The organism is Enterococcus sp. AZ020 (genome assembly GCF_050499205.1).
GTDB classification, from domain to species: domain Bacteria; phylum Bacillota; class Bacilli; order Lactobacillales; family Enterococcaceae; genus Enterococcus_L; species Enterococcus_L dunnyi.
Genome location: NZ_JBIPAT010000001.1, coordinates 1,889,405 through 1,912,346 on the forward strand (window position 1 = coordinate 1,889,405; position 22,942 = coordinate 1,912,346).

A 22,942-nucleotide genomic window follows, 5' to 3' on the forward strand; every position below is an offset into this window, starting at 1 on the left:
GGGGAAAATCATCGCTGAATGAGTTTCCCCTTTATTTTCCTTTTTCTGGGTTCGTAGTGTACATTGGAAAAAACAAGGATCTATGCTACTATGGTTGTGCAATCATTAAGTTGAATGAAAGATAGTAAAGGATGTGAGCGAGTAGATGGATACCTATAAATTAATATTGATCATGCTCCCGCCGCTTCCCGGAGAAAGATGTTTTTTTTCATCCCTTTAAACTAATTTTCTAGCTGAACAGGTCATTCTTGTAACAAGCTGGATCGACCTGTTCTGTTATAGATTCAGGAGGAATTTTTTTGAAAAAAAGCATCAAAACTCAAACACCATCTTTATTATTATTGATCGTTTTGGTAGGATTTCCGCAAATCAGTGAAACGATTTTCACCCCATCATTACCAGATATTGCGACGGACTTGCAAACGTCGATGGCGACAGTTCAGCTAACATTGAGCATCTATTTTCTGTCATTTGCGCTCGGAGTCTTTTTTTGGGGCTGGCTGTCAGATCTAAGTGGTCGTCGAAAAGCAATGCTTTACGGCTTGTTTGTCTATGGTATCGGCAGTTTTCTATGTTTCAGGGCTTACTCGATCAATGGTCTGCTCTTTGCCCGTTTTATTCAAGCGTTCGGTGCTAGTACAGGTTCTGTTGTGACACAAACGATTTTAAGAGAAAGTTATGCAGGCAATCATCGGCATGCGCTGTTTGCTCAAATTTCAGCAGCTTTGGCATTTACGCCGGCGATAGGACCTTTGATCGGCGGGCTTGTTGATCAGTATTTAGGCTTTAGAGCCGTTTTTCTTGTATTAGTTTGTATGAGTACCGTCATTTTCTGCTATGCATTTTTATGTCTACCTGAAACGTATCAAGTGGAAAAACGAGTGCAAGTAAAGCTGTTACCTTTGATCAAGCGATTATTGACTGATCCCAAGGTGATGACCTATGGCTTCTTGATCGGTGCGATCAATGGGATACTATTCAGTTATTATGCGGAAGCTCCGTTTATCTTTATCGAACATTTTCATTTGTCTACAGCAGTTTATGGTTTTTTAGGCATTGGAGTAGCAGGTGCTTCGATTTTAGGCTCGTTGTTGTCTAAACGCTTATTACCGATTTATTGCCCGGAAAAAATCATTTATATGGGTATTTGCTGTTTGCTGCTGGGTAGTTCCTGTCTTCTGTTGACAGTATTGTCTGTATTTTTGCCGAATACACTTCAGATGTGGCTTATTTTGCTCGGTGTTTTTGTTGTCTTGACGGGGACAGGAATGGCGCTGCCTAACTGCTTAAGTTTAGCTTTAGTTGAGTATCAAGAGGTGATAGGATCAGCAGGAGCGCTTTTTAGCCTAGGGTATTACTTATTGGTCAGCTTGTTTACCTATGGTATGAGCGTGATTCATAATGGGACACTGGTAGTGATGCCGATATATTTTCTTGTGATCGGACTGTCTATGTTGGTTTTTGTGCGTAGATTTTTGTATCAGAAGAATTTGCGTTAGAAGAGTATAAAAAAGGAATGCACACTGCTTATTTGAAGCAGTGTGCGATCCTTTTTTTAATGTTGAGTTGCTGAGAAAGGAAAAGGCAGCTGTCTTTGCTTGATGATGAGATATCCACCTAGAAATTGGAGTAATCCTAGGAGAAAGAAAATGAGATGAAGTGCAACGATAGACCATAGCATCAGACATTGGATCATGATCCAGATACATAGAACAAGACCAATCAAACACTCCAAGTAAGGAAATGTGTGTGTTTGTCTTAAGTTAGCCCAGCCGATAGCAAGGTTCCCGCAACCGATCATTACTAACAAAAATAATCCAGGAATCAAAAAAGTTGTAAACGGTGAGTATCGCAACATGTCTTCTGATAGCCCAAGACTGGAATGTGCATTGCTGGATAAAGCCATCACGCCACCTGCTATACCACCGAAACCGATAAATAAGTTACTGACCAACAAGAGTTTTTTTGTCATAAAGAAGAACCTTCCTCGTGATTTTCCCTAATTGTAGCACATATAAACAGGCAGACAATTGATTTAAGTGAGTTGCTCCTCCTTTTTTTTGTTATACTTTGTTTAAGATAGTCAAGCAAAGAGACGAGGGTGAAATGGTTGAAAGAGATTTTGTTACAGGCGGCTAGTTTTTGTTTTGTCATCATTTTGGGGTATTTGATGAAACGCTTTGGTTTATTGAGTAAAGCAGATGGCGGGACTTTATCTGTGATCATAGTCAATATTACATTACCAGCAACAGTTATTGTTAGTTTGGCAAATGTGGTTGTTTCAAGCACATTGTTCTTTTTATTAGCAATGGGGATTTTATTAAATTTGATCGTGATTTTAGCAGGAGGATTGTTGTCCAAAGAGCGTTCGACGTTGGAACGGACATTTCAAATGTATTCGATGTCAGGCTATAATATTGGCAACTTTACATTGCCGTTTATTCAAGGATTTTATCCGTTGGCGATTCCGTTTTTACTGATGTTTGATATAGGGAATAGTGTCATGCTGACAGGCGGCAGTACGCTGTTGATCGATAAAATAGTTGGTTCTAAAGAAGAAACGACGTTAAAAAAAATTCTATCGACATTGTTTAAGTCTGTTCCTTTTACGGCCTATATGATCATGCTGCTGTTGTGTGCAGTTCAAGTTGGACTGCCAGTGGAATTGATTCAAATACTAGAGCTAGTTGCAAAAGCAAATGGCTTTTTATCGATGTTCATGATTGGATTATATCTTGAATTACGTTTACCTAAACAAGCACTGAAGCTAGTGAGAGAAGTGCTGTTTTGGCGATACGTGTGCGGGCTAGTTTTTGCATTGATATTTGCCTTCATTATTCCGTTGGAGCCATTATTGAGAATCGTATTAGTGGTGTTGAGTTTAGCACCGATGCCGACATTTTCTGTGATCAATAGTGTGAAGGCTGGAGTAAAGGAAGAGACGGTTGGTTTTACTTCCTCTATGAGTATTTTGATCAGTTTATTACTGATGACGCTGGTGATGGTCTGGATGGTGTGATTTTTGGTAAAATATGACAAACTGTTGTCATCTATTGGATGCTAAAGTAATAGCAGACGATAGAGGAGATGATACGATGGATTTTCACATTCAAAAAAAGCCGAAATTTAATCTGGTCGGCTATCAAAAAACACTAGGTATGATTGATCACTTTGAGGATTATCAAGGAATATCAGCATTTTGGGCTGATTTAACAGAGGCCAAGATCGATCAGCTATTATCTGAAACTAAAGAAAAGACAGGAGGGTTCTATGGCGTTTCTGACAGCAATCGACAGGTGGCAGAAACGTTTGATTACATGATCAGCGTAAGTGCTCAGGGAGAAAAAGAAATCGCTGAAGAATTGACGAGTATCCAAGTGGTCGAAACGTCTTGGGCAGTCTTCACTTGTCAAGGAGCGATCGCAAATGCTGTTTCTACTTTTGACGCAAACAAACCGAATCATTTGATGCAATTAAAAAATCAATTGACTGCTCCATGGATAGCTGAGTCATTAGAAGAAAATCAGCAGTTGCCGCGGATAGAATATTATCCTATAGGGGACATGATGTCTGATGAGTATCGTTGTGAGCTGTGGATCCCGCTCAAAAAAAATGAGGTGAGTTAAAATGAAAGAAATCAAAAATAAACAGGTTGCCGCTGTTTTTGAACAATATCCCAAGGTTATTCGCTTATCATTGCTGGAGCTTAGGGCGTTGATCTTTGAGGTTGGCGAAGCAACTTCTGGAGTTGGTGAAATCGAAGAAAGCTTAAAATGGCATCAACCAACTTATTCTACTATTCAAACAAAATCTGGGACACCTATTCGACTTGATCGCTTTGGCGAAACCAAGATTGCCCTTTTTTTCCATTGTCAAACGACCGTGATCGAAGAATTTCGGGCGTTGTTTTCCAAGGAACTGGAATTCTCTAAGAATCGCGCCATTGTTCTTGATCCTGCAAAGGAATTACCTCTAGACGAATTAGCTTTTTGTATCCAACGAGCACTGACCTATCATCAAAAGTAAATATAGGCTGGGCTAGAAGTGTTTGATCCCAAGAAATAAGAGGACATTTGATCACCGTTTATTAAGAAGTAGAGTCCAGAACAAAACTGTTTTCTAGTTTTGTTCTGGACTCTTGTTTTAGTTGTATATTCTAACGGTCGATCAAACGCTCTGCAATAGCAAAGTCACCTTCATAGGGGGTATCTATCCCATGGATCTTTTGATATAAATCTGCTCCTTTACCTGCCAAAATAACAGCATCTTTTGGATTGCTCAAGGAGAGTGCTTTTTCTATAGCAGCACTGCGATCGATAATCGTTTCGACTTGGATCGGTGCAGTTATATATTCTGCGATCTCTTTACAAATGGCAGCAGGATCTTCATCAGCAGGGTCATCTGTGGTTAAAATCGCGATATCTGCAAGTTCAGTTAACACCCTGCCGAAATCTTTACGTCGGGAAATCGCTTTGTTGCCCGTGCTGCCGATCACTACAATCAAACGGCCTTCTGGGTGTTCTTCTTTTATAAAAGTCAGAAGGTTTTTCAAGCTATCATAATTATGAGCATAATCAACATAAACTTTTGCTCCATTTGTGTTTGTTAAAAGCTCCATTCGTCCAGGAACTGTTGCTTCTTGAATTCCTTGGACACATGAATCGTGAGTAGCACCGACCAAAGAAGCAGCAATCATTGCACTGAGTGCATTTCCTTTATTAAAGTCGCCGCCTAAGCGTAAATGATAGTCACCAGCAAGTCCAAGTGTGTCCTTTTTGGCTGTAACAGAAAAGGCTAAGGAATCTTCTGGATCGGTTTGGTAAGCATAATCTGTATCTGTCTGCTGACTGCCATAAATGATGTATGGTGTGTGATGAAGCTCTGCTGTTTCCTTCAATAATTGGAAATAGTCAGAGTCGTGGTTTAAAATAACTGTCTTAGAATGTGAGATCAATTGTCTTTTACAATAAAAATAATCATCGAATGTCGGATGCTCGATCGGACTGATGTGGTCAGGTGTGATATTTAGAAAAATCCCTACATCAAAGAATAAACCATATACTCGATTCGTCTTATAAGCTTGTGAAGAGACCTCCATGATAAAATGGGTCATCTGGTTATCGACTGCTTCTGCCATCATACGATAAAGATCTAATGATTCAGGTGTTGTCAGCTGTGATTTGAAAAAAGTTTGCCCATCCAATGTCGAGTTCATAGTAGACAACATCGCCGTTTTATTGTTTGTAGCATGATCTAAAATGAATTTTGTGAAATAAGCGGCAGTTGTCTTTCCTTTTGTACCTGTAAAGCCGACTAATTTCAGTTTATTCTGTGGATAATCATAGAACGCCATGCTCAAAACAGCCATCGCTTTTTTGATATCTGTGACGATGATTCCTAGAGCCGCTTCAACCTCATAAGGCTGTTCTGCCACATAAACTTCAAGTCCAGCTGTAATGGCCGTTGTTAAATAGTCTTCTTTGAAATTCAAGCCTTTACAGAAAAAAAGTGTGTCGCTTTTTACGGTGCGGGAATCATAAGAAAGAGCATCGAATTGTTTATTTTCTAATGAAATTGGTGATGTTAAGCTCCAGCCTTCAGCTGAAGTAAATTCTTTTAAAAGGTGTTCTTTAAGTAAACATTCCCGGATTTTTTCTAAAGAAATAGTCATTATTCGGCCTCCAAGCACCGGTTAAAATCTGAATGTCAGGTTTTATCGGTATAGCTATACTAGTTTAGGATTTCATCATACAATTTAAACAGTAAAACTTCAAGATGTGTGCTATTTTATTATATAAGCGGAATAAATAGTCGTGTGAATTTTTTTATAAATAGTATTAGGAAATTTGGTTGCAGGTAAGAAGAATAATTAATTAATTTTGGATAAAAAAACGATGTTTTTCTACTCTTTATTTCAGTTATTTTAGATTAATTTATATAAAAGTTGAAGAAGTGATAATTTGATCGATGATTATGAAAATAGCTTTTTAAGTGTTTTTCAATGATTTATGTAGGGAAACGATAAATAAGTGAAATTATTCGAGAAATTCGTTGCATATACTTGATTTAACAATTAAAATAAAGAAAGCATGTTTGAAGAAAGTTGGAGGAGTTAAATGATCAATCAATCAAATCCTGCTGATCAACCAGTCTTGACGAACCAGGAAAAAATGGTCAAAGGTTCGGCCTGGATGACAGCTAGTAATATAATTTCTCGGTTGTTGGGTGCAGTATATATCATTCCTTGGTATGCATGGATGGGTGAACACGCCAATGAAGCGAATAGTTTGTCTTCAATGGGTTATACTGTTTACGCACTTTTTTTATTAATCTCTACAGCAGGGATTCCTGCAGCGATCGCTAAACAAACCTCGTATTATAATTCTCTTAATGAGTATAAAGTGAGCAGACAGCTCTTTTATAAAGCTCTTCAGTTGATGGCTATTTTAGGGGCGATTTTTGCCATCGTCATGTATCTGGCTTCGCCTTTATTGGCTGAGTGGTCAGGCGGCGGTGAAGATTTGATCCCAACGATGCGGTCACTGAGCTTGGCAGTCTTGATCTTCCCTTGTATGAGTGTGGTTCGTGGCTACTTCCAAGGAAATCAGGATATGATGCCGTATGCCTTATCACAGATCGTTGAACAAGTTGCCCGTGTCTTCTATATGTTACTGACAGCGTTCATTATCATGAAAGTTTTCGATGGAAATTATGTAGATGCAGTGACACAATCTACCTTGGCAGCAGCGATCGGAATGTTAGCTAGCTTTGTTGTACTATTTTTCTATATTCGTAAACAAAAGCCGATGTTCGATTACTTGGAAGCACATAGTGCGAACGAGCACGAAGCGTCTACTCGTGATTTACTGACAGAAACGTTAAAAGAAGCAATTCCATTTATCATTGTAGGTTCAGGTGTTACTGTATTCAAATTGGTCGATCAATTTACATTCTCAAATTTCATGAATACTTTTACCACATATTCAGGTAGTCAGTTGCGCACATTTTTCGCTATTTTTAATGCGAATCCTGATAAATTGACGATGGTCGTCATTGCTTTAGCAACATCGATTTCTGCAACAGGGTTGCCATTGATTACAGAAGCGATCACCTTGAAAAATTACCGTGATCTTTCAAAGCTGATCAGCAATAACCTGCAGTTATTTATGTTTGTGATGCTGCCGGCCACATTCGGGATGATCGTATTAGCGAAGCCACTTTATACAATGTTTTATTCGCCGGATCATTTAGGTGTATCGGTTTTAGTTCAAGCGTGCTTTGCCGGGCTGTTCATGGGCCTATACATGTTGTCATCGACGATGTTGATGGGGATGTATGAAAATAAAGCAGCCATCAAGTACTTTGGTTTAGGACTTGCGCTGAAGCTGATCGTTCAATATCCAGCTATTCGATTATTTGAAGTCTATGGGCCAGCGATTGCTACGATGATCGGTTTTGCTTTTGCATGTACCTTGATTTTGAGAAAAATCAAAAAAGTCAGCCGTTTTAACTTTAGCTTGACCTTGCGTCGCGGATTATTGATCTTTTTGATCACGTTAGTGATGGTCGTTGCGACTGTTATCATGCGTCAGTTCTTATATTTATTCTTAGACCCAACACGTAAGTTCCAGTCATTTATCATCATTATGCTTGTTGCAGCTTTTGGCGGAGCCGTATATGGTTATATTACGTTGAAATTGAGACTGGCAGATAAATTATTAGGGAGTAGCGTGAATAAAATTCGCCGCAAATTAAAAATAAGATAAGAGCATTCGCTCATGATGGATTTAAATTTAGAGTGTGCAGCAGGAGTAGGGATACTTTTGCTCACACTTATTTTCTTATAAAAGGAGATTCGATTGAATGCGTTTAGATAAATTTCTTTCCGAAGCAGGTGTTGGCAGTAGAAAAGAAGTCAAACTGTTGCTGAAAAAAAATCTCGTAACGGTAAATGAACAGCCTGTAAAAGATGGTAAGCTGCATATCGATGAATATCAGGACATCGTTTTATTTGCAGGAGAACGAGTGATCTATCAAAAATTTTATTATTATCTATTACATAAACCGCAAGGAGTTGTATCCGCAACGGAAGATGCAAGGGATCAAACGGTGATCGATTTACTGAAAGAGGAAGATTATCGTACTGATTTGTTTCCTGTTGGTCGTTTGGACAAGGATACAGAAGGATTATTACTCTTAACGAATGATGGTCAATTGGCACATCGATTATTGTCACCTAAAAAGCATGTGGATAAAGAATACTTTGCTGAAATCGAAGGGCTAGTCACAGAAGAAGATGTGCAGATCTTCGCTTCTGGCTTTGCTCTAACGAACGGTGAACAGGTAAAGCAGAGCAAGCTGTTGATCGACGAGATAAATGAAGCCAATCAGACATCAAAGATCCGGTTAGTCATTCAAGAGGGAAAGTTTCATCAAGTGAAACGAATGTTTGAAGCGGTCGATAAAAGAGTTGTTTATCTAAAACGTTTACGCATGGGCAGTTTAGTATTGGATGAGCAGCTGCCTTTGGGAGCATACCGCCCGTTGACAGAGACGGAGCTTCAAGAGCTGCAAGATAGCTAGGATTACTATGTAGAGGATAAAACAACTATGCTTTGATCATAGCTGTTCTATTCTCTTTTTTTGACGAACTTTTGCCTTAGGTATATACTTCAATTGACTGATGAGTCAATAAGGAGGAATGGTGAAATGAAGGCCATTGAGCTAGAGGGATTAACCAAGCTGTATAAAAAGAAACCTGCGATCAATCAAGTAGATCTAACTGTAGAAAAAGGAGAGATTTATGGCTTTATTGGGCCAAATGGTTCTGGAAAATCAACGACGATCAAATCAATGCTGAATTTTATTTATCCAGATCACGGGACTGCGACGATTCTTGGCTTGGACAGTGTCAAAAATGCTAAGGAGATTCGTAAACGTACAGGGTATGTCTCAAGTGATGTGCGTTTTTATCCAGCCATGACAACATTAGATATTCTAAAATATGTAGCAGAGTTTCACCAACTTAAAAACAGTAAAGAACAAATCGATTATTTTATGGAGCGATTCGATATTGACGGAAAGAAAAAAATGTCTGAACTGTCGTTGGGAAATAAAAAGAAAATTGCGATCATCGCTGGAATTTTGCCAAATCCAGAATTGTTGATTTTAGATGAGCCTACGAATGGTTTAGACCCACTGATGCAGCATCGCTTATTTGAAGAACTGGAAAAATATAATAAAAATGGCATGACTATTTTTTTATCTAGCCATGATCTAAATGAAATCCAACAGCATGCACATCGAGCGGCATTTATTCGTCAAGGTGAGATTATTACGGTGCAGGATATTTCTAAAGAAAAATCATTAGGGAAAGTCATTACCTTGATCGGGGATCATATTCCGCTATCTTTATTTGAAAAAATCGGTGCAGCGATCTTAAAACATCAAGGAAATGAAACGCGTTTATTCTATGAAGGAAATTTGCAAGAAGTATTGCCATTATTGAGCGATCCATCGATCCAGGATTTTACCATCACAAATCCAGAACTTGAAGATCAATTTATGGCATTGTACGAAGGAGGGGAAACAAAATGATCACAGCAAAAATCGAAACGCGTTCATTGGTCAAAGGGATGCTGATCTGGATCATCTTATTTTCGGTCATCATTTTTGGATTCAGTGCTGTTTATCCGCAAATGCATAGCTCTGCAATGAAAGATCTGCTGGATGCCAAGTTGACAGGGCTTTCGCCTTCCCTACTCAAAACGTTCAATATCAGTGTAGAAGGACAAGCCAGCTTCTTAGTAGCAACAGGTTTTTTTGCTTACTATTTTCAGTATATGTTTTTAGCTTCCTCTATTTATGCGATGATGCTAGGCAGTCAGTCCTTGATCAAGGAAGAGACAGATGGGACAATAGAATTTCTTTATGCGCAACCAGTGACCCGCAAAGGAATCGTGACGAGTAAATTCGTAAGTAATATGCTTGTTTTGGGTATCTTTTGGTTGATTTCCTATGGTGTTTCTTTAGGATCGACAATGCTTTATCGTCAATCAACAGATTCAACAGTGACGATCGTAAAGGAAATCAGTAAGATTTTTATTCAAGAAAGTTTGATTCTTTTATTTTTCCTAATGCTGGGATTTTTGATCTCAACCTTTTTAAAATCAAGTAAACAAAGCACCAGTATATCTTTAGGTGTCGTATTTGCTTTCTATTTGATCGGTATTTTTGCTGATTTAAATGACTCGTTTAGTTGGGCAAAAAATATATCGCCGACTCATATGGGCATTCCAAGCAATTTATTAGATAAAGGATTATCAGCTAGTCACACAGGATTTCTAGTAGTGTTGATCATATTGTTTTTAGCTGGGACTTATGTGCTTTACCAACGAAAGGATCTGAAGATTTAGTGGCAGAAATCAACATCGATCCAAAAAAATATGAACGGATAATACAAGCTGCCTTGAAGCAATTTGCTAAACAGGGCTATCAACGCGCAAACACAGAAGATATTGCTATAGCAGCGGGTGTTTCAAAAGGATTGGTTTTTCATTATTTTGGAAATAAGCAAAAGTTGTATGAACGCACGATCAGCTATGTGATCGACTGTTTAAATGAACAGTCAAAAGAATTGTTTGAAAAAGAGTATGCTGATCTAGTTGAAGTAGTAGTTGCTTCGACACAGCATAAGTTAAATTTAGAGCGGACTTTTCCTGATCATATCCATTTGCTGATTGCCTCGTATGCACAGAAAAAAATGCTTCCTGATAAAGTACAAGTAAAATTGGATCACTATATGGCTGAAAATATGGTTATTGCACAGAAGCTTCTAACGAGGATCATCAACAAGCTTCCGCTCAAAAAAAACATCTCTAGAGAAGATGTGGTTCGTTTAGTACTAGGTGTTTTCAATCAGATTTATTTAGAGAGTTTGACTTTTTTAGAAGAAAACCAACAGGTAACAGAGATTCATCAAATGCAATTTTTAGTTGAACGTTCACAAAGCTATATGAACATTCTGCAGGCTGGTTTTTTAGAACAATGAATGAGGTTGGGACAGAAGTGCTTATTTCTGAAGGGATCACTTCTGCTCTCGCCGTTTATCCGGATTCCAGGTGTCAGGGATTTGACTCGTCTCGCTCTCATTTTAAAATGTAGTAAGCGATGGTCGAAAGTCAGATTTTTAAAAGGGGGAAAGACAAAAGCATTCGTTCGGGATTTTAAGTCTGAACCATCTCCCTCATTGTTCAAAACGTTTCATATAATAAGGAATTTGCTTGCTGATTTCTGTTGGTAAGACGATATAATGATCTTGTCCGAGAACATCGCCAATCAAGCTATGAAGGTAAACAGCAGCGCACAGGGCATCTTTTTTAGCATCAAATTGAGCTAAAAAACCAGTGATCATTCCAGCAAGTGTGTCTCCCATTCCGCCAGTTGCCATGGCTGGGTTTCCAAGGGGATTGACAAAATAGTCGTTCAAAGTATAAATAGTCGTACGATGGCTTTTCAACACTAAATTACTGCCTAATATCTTTTGAGCAGTTTGATTATTTTTTATTGTTTGGTTTGGGATGGTCAAACCGCTTAAACGCTGCCATTCCATTTGATGCGGGGTAAAAACAACTTGTTGAGGATAAGCTAGCTGATAGTGATGTTGAGCAAACAAAGTAATGCCTGAACCGTCAATAACTAGCCAGTGTTTTGCCTGCTGCTCCTGGATCACTAATTGTAATAACGTATGACTGTGTTCGCTCAAGCCAAGTCCGGGACCGATCAAAATAACATCAGCCTCTGCTAAAACAGCTTGAATATCTTGTATTTGAAGCCAGTCGATGACCATTACCTCAGGCAAGCGAGCATGCAGTGGGGCATGATTTTTTTCTGCTGTAACGACAGTGACTAACCCAGCGCCAGAGTTGACAGCAGCTTCAGCACTCATGATGATCGCTCCGCCGTATCTTTCATTGCCGCCAATCAATACGACTCGCCCGAAAGTTCCTTTGTGGGAAAGCTCAGGGCGTTTTTTGATCACGCTATGTAGTAGTTCTTCGGACAATTGGTTCATTTGAAGGAACTCCTTTCACTTCTACTATCAGTATAATGCTATTTAAGACGAAGGGCAAAATAGTACAGAAAAAACTTGTCCCGCCTTTTTCTTTTAGCCGAGTTAGTGGTATGATGAGAAGGTAGAATAATGAATTGGAGTGACTAAAAAATGACAATTGATTGGCAAAAAGAAGTAGATGCCCGCAAAGAGGCACTATTAGAAGATTTACAGAATTTATTACGCATCAATAGTGAGCGTGATGATGCAAAAGCAACACCAGAAGCGCCTTTTGGCCCAGGACCTGTGGCTGGTTTGAAACATATGCTTTCTTACGGTGAACGTGATGGCTTTGTCGTAAAGAATGTGGATAACTATGCAGGACATATCGAATATGGTGAAGGTGATGAAACATTAGGTATCTTCGGCCATATGGACGTAGTTCCTGCAGGTGATGGCTGGGACACTGATCCATATGAACCAGTGATCAAAGACGGGAAAATTTTCGCCCGCGGCTCAAGCGATGATAAAGGCCCAAGTATGGCCGCTTATTATGCATTGAAAATCATCAAAGATCTAGGTGTACCATTATCTAAGAAAGTTCGTTTTGTAGTCGGCAGTGACGAAGAAAGCGGCTGGGGCGATATGGAGTATTACTTCAAACATGAAGAAACACCTGATTTTGGTTTTTCTCCAGATGCTGAATTCCCGATCATCAATGGGGAGAAGGGGAATGTTTCATTATATGCACGCTTCCGCGGCTCAAGTGAAGGTGAATATGGCTTAGAGAGCTTCAATGCTGGTTTACGTGAAAATATGGTTCCCGGTACAGCAACAGCGGTGGTCACTGTCCCTTCTGAAGAAGCTGCTGAAAAAATGCAAGGTGCATTCAGTGTGTTTGTCGGTGAAGAACCAATTTCTGGTACTTTGGAGGCAAATGGAACAACTGTTACGATCAAAGTTGTCGGAAAAGGGGCTCACGGTGCTAGCCCGCAATCAGGGATTAATGCAGCGACATTCTTGGCTGTTTTCCTAAATAGCTATAGCTTTGGCGGCGCGGCAAAAGAATTTATCGAAGTGGCTGCAACATTAGTGCATGAAGATTTCTACGGCGAAAAATTAGGCGTAGCTTTTGAAGATGCTAAAATGGGCAAACTAACAATGAATGCGGGTCTGTTTGTATTCGAGAAAGGGCAAGAAGAAGGCAATTTTATGAGCTTGAACTTCCGCTACCCTAAAGGAACATCGGCAGAACAATTAGAAGCAGGTGTTAAAGCAACTGCTGGTAAGATCGGTGCAGAGATCGTTCAAGGCGGCCGCAATCAAGAACCGCATTATGTACCAGCAGATGATCCATTGGTAGAAACATTACTGCAAGTGTATGAAGATCACACCGGACAAAAAGGTCACGAACAAATCATCGGTGGCGGAACTTACGGACGTTTATTAAAACGCGGCGTAGCGTATGGCGCAATGTTCCCAGGCTATACAGATACAATGCATCAAGCAAACGAATTTATGGCATTGGATGATTTATTCCGTGCAACAGCTATTTATGCGGATGCGATTTATCGTTTGGCCGTCAAAGCATAGATGGCATTGTAAAAGGGCTTGCAAAAATAGGAGTGAGATATAAAAAAATGTAACTACTTGATTCAGTTGTTTTACTGATGTAGTAGTTGCATTTTTAGCTTATATATTTCATTAACCTTTTATTTATTTAGTTTGAAACAAAAGTCAGAGAACTTTATGTCTAGATTATTAACAATCAGTTGAACGTAAGTCTTTGAAAAATTCCGAAGGAGTATTTCAAGTAGATATAGAAATAGGGACAAACTTAATTAAATAATTGTATATTGATAAAAAATAAATTATAATTTAGCGGTGAAGTACATAACGTTTATTTTATGTTACAATATATTAAATAAGGTGTTTTGTACGGAGGATGATAATTATGATTAATGATACCGAATATGTCAATTTTTTTGAATTCATGAACTCTCTAAGAGGTTCAATTGATGAGGAGTATAGTAATAACATAGTTTTTCAGCTTAATCATAAAATTCCAATGATATTTGAAAAAAATAGAACAAATTTGACTTTGATGTCTCCAGAATTTGTTAAAGAAAATCTTAGCGAACATTATATATTTTGTGAATTAATAAAAAAAAATGATATTGAAGTGAAAGAATATAATGATAAAAGTGAAATATATGACTTGCTTAATTTTTTTTACAGTATACTAAAAGAAAAGTTAGATTGTTTGATTGAGCAGTCTATGCACGTATATCTATTTTCATTACAGCAAATGTTAGATTATAACATACATATGACTTTGAATTTGTCAAAATTATTTTCAGGAAAAGATATAGAATATGAAGAAATAGAGGAACAGGTATCAAGAGATATTTGTTACACGTTTTGGTATCATAAGCAGTATTTTAGACATAACGAAAAATATACCGATGAGGCTGTTTTATATTTAAGCAATTTATTAGCAAGAGATAAACAGGCAATACAAAAGTCAATAGGTTATATATTATCAAAAGAACAGTTTGTTGATGTTGATAGAATAAGTGATAGTGATTCTTTTGATTTTATAGAACTCTTAAATACTTCTAGAGCTATCATTTTAATTTTAGAATTATTGGATATTTTGAAAACTAATAAGAAAATAAAAATAAAAGTAACTGATGACTATTTATATCTAAAAAATGGGAATAGTAGAATTAGACCTAATCGTTTAGAAGAACATATAAAAAAAGTGAGTATTGGGAATAGTATAACTGATTATGAGGCATTTCAAGATGGTATTTCTCCAGCTTGCAAAAAATATTTAGGATTGGAAATTTCAGAACTAGATATATTGATATCTAGTTTACGAGAAAAAATGAATATATTCGGATATGTAATGGGTACTTCTAAAGATATAAGCAAACTACTTTCAGACATATCTAAGCTGGAATTAAGCAATGTTGAATTGTTAATTAGCCAACTATTGCATAGCCATGAATACATGGATAATTCAGGGTTTTCCAATTATCAGAGATATTTAAGAAAACCATTGATTCCTTATGGAAATAACCATTATTGCGTGCAAATTTATATTCTCATATTTGCTCTAATTGGATTGATTGAAGATATAAAATATGGTTATGTAGAAGATCCTAGATTTAAGAGGGAATTAGAAAGTCATGTTCAGAATATGCAAAATATATTTGAATCTGATGTAGCAAAAGTAATAGAAAATGAATTGCCAAAAAGTAAAATTATATGTGATGTACACCAAAATGACATAGCAGGTATACATTTATATGGTCAAATAGATGTTTTAGTATTTTATAAAAGGAATGTCTTTGTTATAGAATGCAAAGCACTGCCGATGAAATATGATTTGAAGTCACAGGTAAATGCTTCTGGTAAAATAAATAGAGAATTTCAAGATAAAATAAATAAAAAAGTTTTAGATTTAAGGGAAAGAAAAAATTATGTGGAAACTTTTTTTGAAAGTGAAAAAATCAACAAAATTAAAGGGTTAATAGTTTTAAAATATCCCGTAAATTCAATAAATAATATGGATAATCTAAAATTTCCTGTCATACATGTATCAGAGTTAATTGGATATTTAAAAGAAAATAGTTAAATTAAAAAAAGCCCGCCCGAGCTTTAAAAATGTGGTGGGATATTGGCGGGATATGTTTGAAATATCCCTGTCAAACCTTGATAAATAAAGGTTTATAAAATAGTACCATTTATCGTTTGGCCGTCAAAGCATAAATCGCATTAAAAAAATGCGTATAAAATTATATTGAAATAAAAAATGCAACTACTGGATTCTGTTATTTTAGGGATGTAGTAGTTGTATTTTTTTACTGAAATTTTTCCTCTTTTAGTTAAAATGAGAATATAAAATAAGAAAACATTTTAAAAGCTCAAGTTGTGACAATAAGTAAATAATGGTAAGATTATTGATAGAATAAATAATCTGAGGTGAACCAAATGTCAAATGGAACAATAAGTTCAGATGTAGGCGTAGCATCTAATTATATAAACCCAATTTCAAGCGCAAAAGATTCAGCACTTGAAACCAGTGTTAACTCATCTTCAATCAGTTTCTCTAATCTTTCGGTATGTGGAAAAGTAAAAAGTACAAATGGCAAATCACTAACAAATACTAGCCAATACGGTAGCGCGCTATCTAAAGATTTAGCGAACTTTACTTTAATTGCTACTACTTTTGCTGAAAAAGATGCACAAATTGCAAATGGAGGTTAGGAAATGCCAGAAGAAAATAAAGATAATTTAGATGAGATTATTGCGATTAATCGAGAATTGCAAAATCTGACAGATGATTTAGACGAAAATAAAAAGCAAACTGAAAAACTTACAGAAGCTGATGACATTACCCATCAAATCTATAAAGAAAATACCGATATTTTAGACGAATTAGCTTATTATTGGAAAGGCGACAAAGCAAATCGCTTTTTACATATGGCTCATGAAGACAATGAATATGAATACAAACAATCAATGAGAACTTTAGATGATGTCCATTCAAATTTAGAGAACGAACAAAAAGAATTAGTTAATAAAGAAGAAGCGTTACTTAATAAACAATTGAAACTAAAACAAGAAAGTCGCTAAAAGGAGGTTCTATTATTGGGGTTGAAAATTAGAGTAAGTGAGATAACTGGCTATTTAGATCAGATAAATACCTCTTTATCTACTAAAAATGATGGGTTAAATCAAATTATGCAAGGTATGCAAAGCTTTATTGGAGCGCCAGAGTTAACTGGTGATGCTTGGTCTGCTGCCAAAAGCTACGCCGAAACTGCCCACATTCCACTTTTAAGGGGGCAAATTCGAGCAAATGATGAAATTACAAATGATAATCTAACGTTTGCTAGTCGAATAGCTGAAAAGATTGAGAATGAAGAAATTGATGAAGACGCATTAAACTGAATTATTGAACGTTTAGAACAACAAAGACGATCAATATTATATAGAAATAGCTTAATGACTAATAGCCCGTCATTTGGTACAAGAAACGTTAATGCCGATGATGGTTCTAATTCAATCACTATTCAAATTCATCAACTTAGAGAAGAAATTCAGTCAATGTATGATTTAGAGAGTTCTTGTTCTGATTTATATACAACGGCAGATTCGTTGCTAGATAATGTCAGCCAAGGTTTATCTGCACTTTCTAGTACAAATTGCTTTGATGGTTCTAACGGTATGTACAGCACCTCTAAGCTAAAACTTGACTGGGCAAAGAGCATTAATAAGGAATGGAAAGATAATTTTGTTTTGCCGCTAGACTATGCAAAACTTGTTCAGGAGATTAAAGATGACAAGTCTCTTTCTCCAACTGAAAAAGCCAATAAAATCGCTCGTGTATATGAAGACTACCTTTATTCGTTGGCAAAACCTGCTTTTGATGAGTATGATAAAGTTAGGCTTAATCCTAGCTCTACTGAACAACAAATAAAAGACGCGGAAGATAGACTTGCTAAAATATTGCGTGGACTAGATATTGATATTAAGGCAGTAGTTAGAAGTCTGGGTGATGATGCAATAGCAATTTCTGATAAACATGTCCTTGAATTTGTTGATATGGTAAATACAGGTAAACCATTAGACTTAAAATTACGCATTTTTCATGAATCAGCTAATGATGAATCACTTAATTATTCAATTTGGTCAAGGGGTTGGAATAATGAAAAGCCTGATTATCTGGGTAATTATCTATTTGGCTATTATGGGCAAGGCGCGTTCATGTTAAAAAATGATGCATTAAAATATGGGGCTGGAATAGCTCAAGGGTTTATTTCAGATAAAGATATTCCAAAGTGGATTGAAAATATTAAAAATGGTAACTATGGGGACAATGATGGTGATGCTAAGATGATACAGGAAGGAATAGCAGACTTTGAAAAATACCATAAAAAGAATTAGTAAAGTTATTGTGTTTATTGTTTCAGTAATTTTGGCTATTTACCTTATTTTCAACGGCAGATTAGTATATAGATCACTATACTTCCCGAATCAACAGAAAGAACTTAGAGTTAAGATTGATGAAAGTAATATTGAACCACAAATCTCGATATATGTAAAAAAAGATAAAAAATCAATCTTTAGAATCGAGGTAATTGATTCTAAAGGAAAAATAGTAGAGCCAGATTTTATTGGAGAAGATCGTTTTACATCAAAAGATAAATTTTATTATAGCTACCGTTTGTATACAGGGAAAGGTAAGGAATACACTGTAAAAATAAAAAACAAAACAGATTCATTTGTTTATAGCTATGTTAGCGTAGAAAATAATAATTAATAAAAACCTAGACTATGAAGATATTAGATAAAAAGCCCGCCCGAGCTTTAAAAATGTGGTGGGATTTTGGTGGGATATTTTCAAAACACCCCTTTGAAATATTGATAAATCAAGGTTTGTAAAGTGATGCGATTTATCATTTGGCGAAATAAACATAAAAATAAATATCATCTCAATAAACCTGACAGACAGTTGTCAGGTTTTTTTCTGTATAATAAAAACAAGTCGTTAGAAACAAATGACAATTTCCAGTATACTTAATAACGTATCTTCCAAGCTTTAAATAAAAATGAGGTGAATACATGATTCGGTTTCAACAGGTTTCCAAAAAATATAATGATCAGGCAGTTTTAGAAGATTTTGATATAGCGATCGAAGATGGTGAGTTTTTTGTATTGGTCGGCCCCAGCGGCAGTGGAAAAACGACAACACTGAAAATGATCAATCGATTGATCGAGCCGACAGATGGAGATATCTATTTTAATGATCAACGCTTGATTGAATATGACTTAAAAGAACTTCGACTAACGATCGGTTATGTTCTACAACAAATTGCTCTCTTTCCTAATCTGACGGTGGCTGAAAATATCGAATTGATTCCAGAAATGAAACGCTGGAACAAAACGCAGCGAAGAGAAAGAACAGAAGAACTATTACGAAAAGTCAATTTACCGCCAGAGGAATACTTGCATCGTAAACCAGCAGAATTATCAGGTGGTGAACAGCAACGTATCGGTATTTTAAGAGCAATCGCAGCAAAACCAGATATCATTTTGATGGATGAGCCGTTTAGCGCACTGGATCCGATTTCGAGAGGACAGCTACAATTATTGATCAAAGAGTTGCATAAAGAAATGGCAAGTACAGTCGTTTTCGTCACTCATGATATGAACGAAGCATTACTTTTAGGTGATCGGATTTGTGTGATGAAAGAAGGAAAAATCGTACAAACAGATACTCCAGAAGAAATCCGAAGCCATCCAGCTAATGAGTTTGTAGCACAGTTTTTCCAACAAGATCATTCGAACTTGGAAAATTATTGTGCAGAAGATTTACTGAAAATAGACTCATTAACTCCTGCTAAAATAACAGGAGAAGTGAACGTAGCGCTGGATACGACATTACCAGTGATCATTCGTGCCCTTATAGAAGGAAAGCGTGTCACATTGGTCGAAGAAGAAATAGTTCATGGAGAAATCACAGATCGGGCAATCCTAAGATTCTTAGAGACGAAGATGGAAAAAGGTGATCATTAATATGGGAAAACTAATCGAAACACTAGCTGCACGAAAAGAAGAGTTTATTCAGGCAGTGGTTGAGCATATCCAATTATCATTGTTATCTTTGCTGATTGCGATTCTTTTGGCGATTCCACTGGCGATTTTACTTACAAATTATAAAAAAGCAGCAGAAGCAGTATTGCAAATCACAGGGATTTTTCAAACGATCCCTTCATTAGCTTTATTAGGTTTACTGATACCGATCATCGGAATCGGGACACCACCGGCAGTTGTAGCGTTAGTGATTTATGCGTTATTTCCGATCTTGCAAAATACGTATACTGGACTGACGGAAATCGACCCCTCATTAGAAGAGGCAGCTGAAGCTTTTGGAATGTCCAAAAGAGAAAAGCTGATCAAATTTGAGTTACAATTAGCGTTGCCATATATTATTTCTGGTATTCGTACGGCAACGGTAATGATCATCGGTACTGCAACCTTAGCTGCTTTGATCGGTGCAGGCGGATTGGGTTCATTTATCCTGCTTGGGATCGATCGAAATAATGTCTATTTGATTTTGATCGGTGCAATTTCCTCCGCTGTACTGGCTGTGCTGTTTAATTACGGTATTCATCTCTTGGAAAAAGCGACAGTCAAACGAATTGTTACAGCTTTTATGGTATTACTAGCATTATTGATTGGGTCATTTGTTTATACACATCAAGAAGCTGAGCAAAAAGAAATCACGATTGCGGGAAAATTAGGTGCTGAACCAGATATCATTATCAATATGTATAAGGAATTGATTGAAAACAACAGTGACATCCATGTAAATTTAAAAACAAATTTTGGGAAAACCAGCTTCTTATTTAATGCTTTAAAATCAGGTGAGATCGATGTTTATCCAGAATTTACAGGGACAGTTCTTGAAACATTCCTAAAAGATAATAAGAACACATCTAACGATCCGCGGGAAGTTTACGAATATGCGCGTGACCAAATCAAGCAACAGGAAAATATGGATTATTTAGAGCCGATGCGTTATCAAAATACCTATGCAGTAGCAGTCAAACGTTCCTTTGCAGAAGAAAATGGACTGAAAACCATCGAAGATTTGAAAGAAGTCGAAGGTCAGCTAAAAGCTGGATTCACACTTGAATTTATCGATCGTGATGATGGCTATAGAGGCTTACAAAAATTATATGGACTCAATGTAGAGGTCAAATCAATGGAACCGTCTTTACGCTACCAAGCAATCAATAACGGTGATGTGAATGTTGTAGATGCTTATTCTACAGATAGTGAGCTTAAGCAATATGATCTTGTTATTCTGAAAGACAATAAGCAACTATTCCCACCATATCAGGGTGCACCATTATTGAAAGCAGAAACACTGAAAAAATATCCGGAACTGAAAGACTTATTAGACCCTCTAGTAGGAAAAATCACTGAAGAAGAAATGAGTGATATGAATTATCAGGTCAATGTGGAACAAAAAGATCCGGCGACGGTGGCTCATGATTATTTAGTGAAGCATAAGCTGTTGGAAGAATAATAGTTTATAAGAAAAAGACACTCTATGAATGATATTTTATTATCATTCATAGAGTGTTTAATTTTTTGATAAGTTGTTATCTATACACATTCATTTAAGGTTATTCAAGACTTGTCTAATACTTTCTGTATATTCTTTTTTATTAAGTGGATAAACAGAATAATTAGTGCCATTATATGTTTGGTAAAGGAGGTAGTCCTTCATATTTATATTAACAAATATAGCGAAATCTCCATCAAATGATTCAATACCTACTGGTAATATAGAATTTTCAGGGAATGAAAAAAAGTTCTTTTTCATTAAATTCTCTATATTGTTGTATGTACAAATTATAGTGGGAGTCTTTTTTAGTTTCAATAATAATTCATCCAGGCTAAGCTTAAGAGTACCAGCTAAAATAAATTGTTCATAATCTCCAATAGATTCATTTCCTAAACTTAAATTAATCTGACAAAAGTCGTATTCACTGGCATTGTTTATCTTAAAATTAAATATTGTTATTCCCTCCATTATAAAGCTAAAATTGTTTTCAACAAGAAATGAAACCTAGGTGATTTTCTAAAAATGAGCTAAAAACCAATATACTAGAAAAGCCAAATCAATAACTCAAAATACAGAAACAAAACTTCGAGATCTTTCCTCGCAAAGAACTTGAAGTTTTTTGTCGCTCTCATACAATAACGTGAACAATAATGAGTATCAATACAGGGATAACAACATTAAATATATACATTTTATGATTAGTTGAAATAAAGAGGATGACCATATTAGATAATAGAATAATGCCCATCAAAAATAAAATAAACCATGTAAAAGTGCTATGTGTGTGCAGAAAAAAAGCACTTTGTACCAAATTAAACAAAAGAATCAATACAATAACTATGTTTATAGAAAGAGCCAAATACTTTATCAGCTTTTCATTGTGAAAGCTGTCTTTTTTTTCAGGATGATCTTCAGATAATAAAAGTGATAACTGAATATTATAGAAATCACAAATTCTATTCAATGTTTGAATATCTGGGGTAGTTTTCCCATTTTCCCATTTTGAAATAGTTTGTCTGGTTACAAATAGTTGTTTTGCCAATTCTTCTTGTGTGTAGTTGTTATTAGTTCTTAATGTTTTCAGTTTATAACCTAAAGAATCCATAGTTCCTCCTAACGTATATATAGATATGCATAATTTATTTTAGCATAGTTCACATTGAAGATTAAGAATAGTTTGCTTGAAGTATTGAAACTAAAGTGCTGAAAAAAGCGATATTTCGACATGGAACTAGAAGTTTACGTGAAGGAAACAGAAGCGTACATGCTTTTTTAGTCATGTAAATCGATAAGTTCTTTATAAAAACCTCCAGTTAATAGTAAGCTGAAGTTGTACCAGAGATGGTAACGAAAATATAACGGAGGAAAGAGTATGAAGAAGACAATTTTATTTTTAGGGATCTTAGCAACGACGGTTGTGGGTGGTTTATCTGTACAAGCAAGTGAAGATCCCGAGGCTTTATTTGGAGGCGGTATGGAAGCACATAATGGTGTAGCTCCAGATGATACTGCTCCTAAGACAAGATACGCAGCTGGTGGCGGAGACTTTACCTGTGGTGTTAATGGATTTAAAGTCTGGGCAAGATATGACCATTCAACTCGAACACATAGTGCAACAGCTAAAAATGGTTGGGGTGGTTCTGTCCGTGATAAGCAAGGTGCTGGTAGACGTGCTTATGCAACTGCAAATGCCACATTATCTGGCAATACAGGCTGGTGGAATGTTTACTAGGCAGTCG

General features: G+C 36.4%; 24 protein-coding genes. 19 read left to right on the plus strand and 5 right to left on the minus strand.

What is annotated here, in order from left to right:
- Positions 1-299 precede the first annotated feature (299 nt).
- Positions 300-1,499 carry a multidrug effflux MFS transporter gene (locus IGI58_RS09170; protein WP_429953692.1) on the plus strand — a complete coding sequence of 400 codons (1,200 nt, stop codon included), beginning with the start codon at positions 300-302 and terminating at the stop codon, positions 1,497-1,499.
- A 56-nt stretch (positions 1,500-1,555) separates the two neighbouring features.
- Here IGI58_RS09170 and IGI58_RS09175 read toward each other — a convergent pair whose 3' ends face one another.
- On the minus strand, positions 1,556-1,972 hold the full coding sequence (locus IGI58_RS09175; protein ID WP_429953691.1) for a hypothetical protein: 417 nt from the start codon (positions 1,970-1,972) through the stop codon (positions 1,556-1,558).
- Positions 1,973-2,110: 138 nt separating this feature from the next.
- On the opposite strand from IGI58_RS09175, the gene IGI58_RS09180 reads away from it, so the two are divergent.
- From IGI58_RS09180 to IGI58_RS09190, 3 genes are all read left to right on the plus strand, one after another.
- Positions 2,111-3,019, plus strand: a complete 909-nt coding sequence (locus IGI58_RS09180; RefSeq protein ID WP_429953690.1) for an AEC family transporter — start codon at positions 2,111-2,113, stop codon at positions 3,017-3,019.
- Positions 3,020-3,095: 76 nt separating this feature from the next.
- A complete protein-coding gene (locus tag IGI58_RS09185; RefSeq protein WP_429953689.1) occupies positions 3,096-3,626 on the plus strand; it encodes a GyrI-like domain-containing protein in 531 nt (176 codons plus the stop codon).
- A gap of 1 nt (position 3,627) precedes the next feature.
- Positions 3,628-4,026 carry a DUF1801 domain-containing protein gene (locus IGI58_RS09190; protein ID WP_429953688.1) on the plus strand — a complete coding sequence of 133 codons (399 nt, stop codon included), beginning with the start codon at positions 3,628-3,630 and terminating at the stop codon, positions 4,024-4,026.
- A 130-nt stretch (positions 4,027-4,156) separates the two neighbouring features.
- Here the strand turns inward: IGI58_RS09190 and IGI58_RS09195 are convergent, their stop codons facing one another.
- On the minus strand, positions 4,157-5,671 hold the full coding sequence (locus tag IGI58_RS09195) for a UDP-N-acetylmuramoyl-L-alanyl-D-glutamate--L-lysine ligase (protein ID WP_429953687.1): 1,515 nt from the start codon (positions 5,669-5,671) through the stop codon (positions 4,157-4,159).
- Between the two features lie 445 nt (positions 5,672-6,116).
- Here IGI58_RS09195 and IGI58_RS09200 point away from each other — a divergent pair, with 445 nt between their 5' ends.
- The 5 genes from IGI58_RS09200 to IGI58_RS09220 all read left to right on the plus strand — a co-directional run bounded on the left by IGI58_RS09200 (position 6,117) and on the right by IGI58_RS09220 (position 11,050).
- Positions 6,117-7,766, plus strand: a complete 1,650-nt coding sequence (locus tag IGI58_RS09200) for a putative polysaccharide biosynthesis protein (RefSeq protein WP_087640623.1) — start codon at positions 6,117-6,119, stop codon at positions 7,764-7,766.
- Positions 7,767-7,863: 97 nt separating this feature from the next.
- Entirely contained in the window at positions 7,864-8,583 is a 720-nt protein-coding gene (locus tag IGI58_RS09205) for a pseudouridine synthase (protein ID WP_429953686.1), read from the plus strand.
- A gap of 126 nt (positions 8,584-8,709) precedes the next feature.
- The gene (locus IGI58_RS09210) at positions 8,710-9,597 is read left to right on the plus strand and encodes an ABC transporter ATP-binding protein (protein ID WP_429953685.1); all 888 of its coding nucleotides are present in this window, start codon (positions 8,710-8,712) and stop codon (positions 9,595-9,597) included.
- Positions 9,594-10,415: an ABC transporter permease subunit gene (locus IGI58_RS09215; RefSeq protein ID WP_429953684.1), complete on the plus strand. Its 822-nt coding sequence runs from the start codon at positions 9,594-9,596 to the stop codon at positions 10,413-10,415. Before IGI58_RS09210 ends, IGI58_RS09215 begins: the two co-directional genes overlap by 4 nt.
- Entirely contained in the window at positions 10,415-11,050 is a 636-nt protein-coding gene (locus tag IGI58_RS09220; protein ID WP_429953683.1) for a TetR/AcrR family transcriptional regulator, read from the plus strand. The genes IGI58_RS09215 and IGI58_RS09220 overlap by 1 nt, the downstream gene beginning before the upstream one ends.
- Before the next feature lie 195 nt (positions 11,051-11,245).
- On the opposite strand, the gene IGI58_RS09225 is transcribed toward IGI58_RS09220, so the two are convergent.
- Complete coding sequence (locus tag IGI58_RS09225) at positions 11,246-12,073, minus strand: NAD(P)H-hydrate dehydratase (RefSeq protein ID WP_429953682.1); 828 nt, start codon at positions 12,071-12,073, stop codon at positions 11,246-11,248.
- A gap of 150 nt (positions 12,074-12,223) precedes the next feature.
- Between IGI58_RS09225 and pepV the strand changes: the two genes are divergently transcribed.
- The 9 genes from pepV to IGI58_RS09270 all read left to right on the plus strand — a co-directional run bounded on the left by pepV (position 12,224) and on the right by IGI58_RS09270 (position 21,161).
- Positions 12,224-13,645, plus strand: a complete 1,422-nt coding sequence (gene pepV, locus IGI58_RS09230) for a dipeptidase PepV (RefSeq protein WP_429953681.1) — start codon at positions 12,224-12,226, stop codon at positions 13,643-13,645.
- Positions 13,646-14,006: 361 nt separating this feature from the next.
- A complete protein-coding gene (locus IGI58_RS09235) occupies positions 14,007-15,695 on the plus strand; it encodes a hypothetical protein (protein ID WP_429953680.1) in 1,689 nt (562 codons plus the stop codon).
- A 356-nt stretch (positions 15,696-16,051) separates the two neighbouring features.
- Positions 16,052-16,327, plus strand: a complete 276-nt coding sequence (locus IGI58_RS09240; protein ID WP_429953679.1) for a TIGR04197 family type VII secretion effector — start codon at positions 16,052-16,054, stop codon at positions 16,325-16,327.
- Between the two features lie 3 nt (positions 16,328-16,330).
- Positions 16,331-16,696: a DUF3958 family protein gene (locus IGI58_RS09245; protein ID WP_429953678.1), complete on the plus strand. Its 366-nt coding sequence runs from the start codon at positions 16,331-16,333 to the stop codon at positions 16,694-16,696.
- 15 nt (positions 16,697-16,711) lie between these two features.
- Positions 16,712-17,014, plus strand: coding sequence for a T7SS effector LXG polymorphic toxin (locus tag IGI58_RS09250; protein ID WP_429953677.1), 303 nt, complete (start codon positions 16,712-16,714; stop codon positions 17,012-17,014).
- 54 nt (positions 17,015-17,068) lie between these two features.
- The gene (locus IGI58_RS09255) at positions 17,069-18,010 is read left to right on the plus strand and encodes a polymorphic toxin type 44 domain-containing protein (RefSeq protein ID WP_429953676.1); all 942 of its coding nucleotides are present in this window, start codon (positions 17,069-17,071) and stop codon (positions 18,008-18,010) included.
- Entirely contained in the window at positions 17,985-18,386 is a 402-nt protein-coding gene (locus IGI58_RS09260; RefSeq protein ID WP_429953675.1) for a hypothetical protein, read from the plus strand. The genes IGI58_RS09255 and IGI58_RS09260 overlap by 26 nt, the downstream gene beginning before the upstream one ends.
- A 302-nt stretch (positions 18,387-18,688) precedes the next feature.
- Positions 18,689-19,642, plus strand: coding sequence for an ABC transporter ATP-binding protein (locus tag IGI58_RS09265; RefSeq protein ID WP_429953674.1), 954 nt, complete (start codon positions 18,689-18,691; stop codon positions 19,640-19,642).
- A gap of 1 nt (position 19,643) precedes the next feature.
- Complete coding sequence (locus IGI58_RS09270) at positions 19,644-21,161, plus strand: ABC transporter permease/substrate-binding protein (RefSeq protein WP_429953673.1); 1,518 nt, start codon at positions 19,644-19,646, stop codon at positions 21,159-21,161.
- Between the two features lie 90 nt (positions 21,162-21,251).
- On the opposite strand, the gene IGI58_RS09275 is transcribed toward IGI58_RS09270, so the two are convergent.
- Both IGI58_RS09275 and IGI58_RS09280 read right to left on the minus strand, forming a co-directional pair.
- A complete protein-coding gene (locus IGI58_RS09275; protein ID WP_429953672.1) occupies positions 21,252-21,671 on the minus strand; it encodes a hypothetical protein in 420 nt (139 codons plus the stop codon).
- Positions 21,672-21,831: 160 nt separating this feature from the next.
- A complete protein-coding gene (locus IGI58_RS09280) occupies positions 21,832-22,308 on the minus strand; it encodes a helix-turn-helix domain-containing protein (protein WP_429953671.1) in 477 nt (158 codons plus the stop codon).
- Positions 22,309-22,575: 267 nt separating this feature from the next.
- Between IGI58_RS09280 and IGI58_RS09285 the strand changes: the two genes are divergently transcribed.
- Positions 22,576-22,935 carry a lactococcin 972 family bacteriocin gene (locus IGI58_RS09285; RefSeq protein WP_429953670.1) on the plus strand — a complete coding sequence of 120 codons (360 nt, stop codon included), beginning with the start codon at positions 22,576-22,578 and terminating at the stop codon, positions 22,933-22,935.
- Positions 22,936-22,942 lie beyond the last annotated feature (7 nt).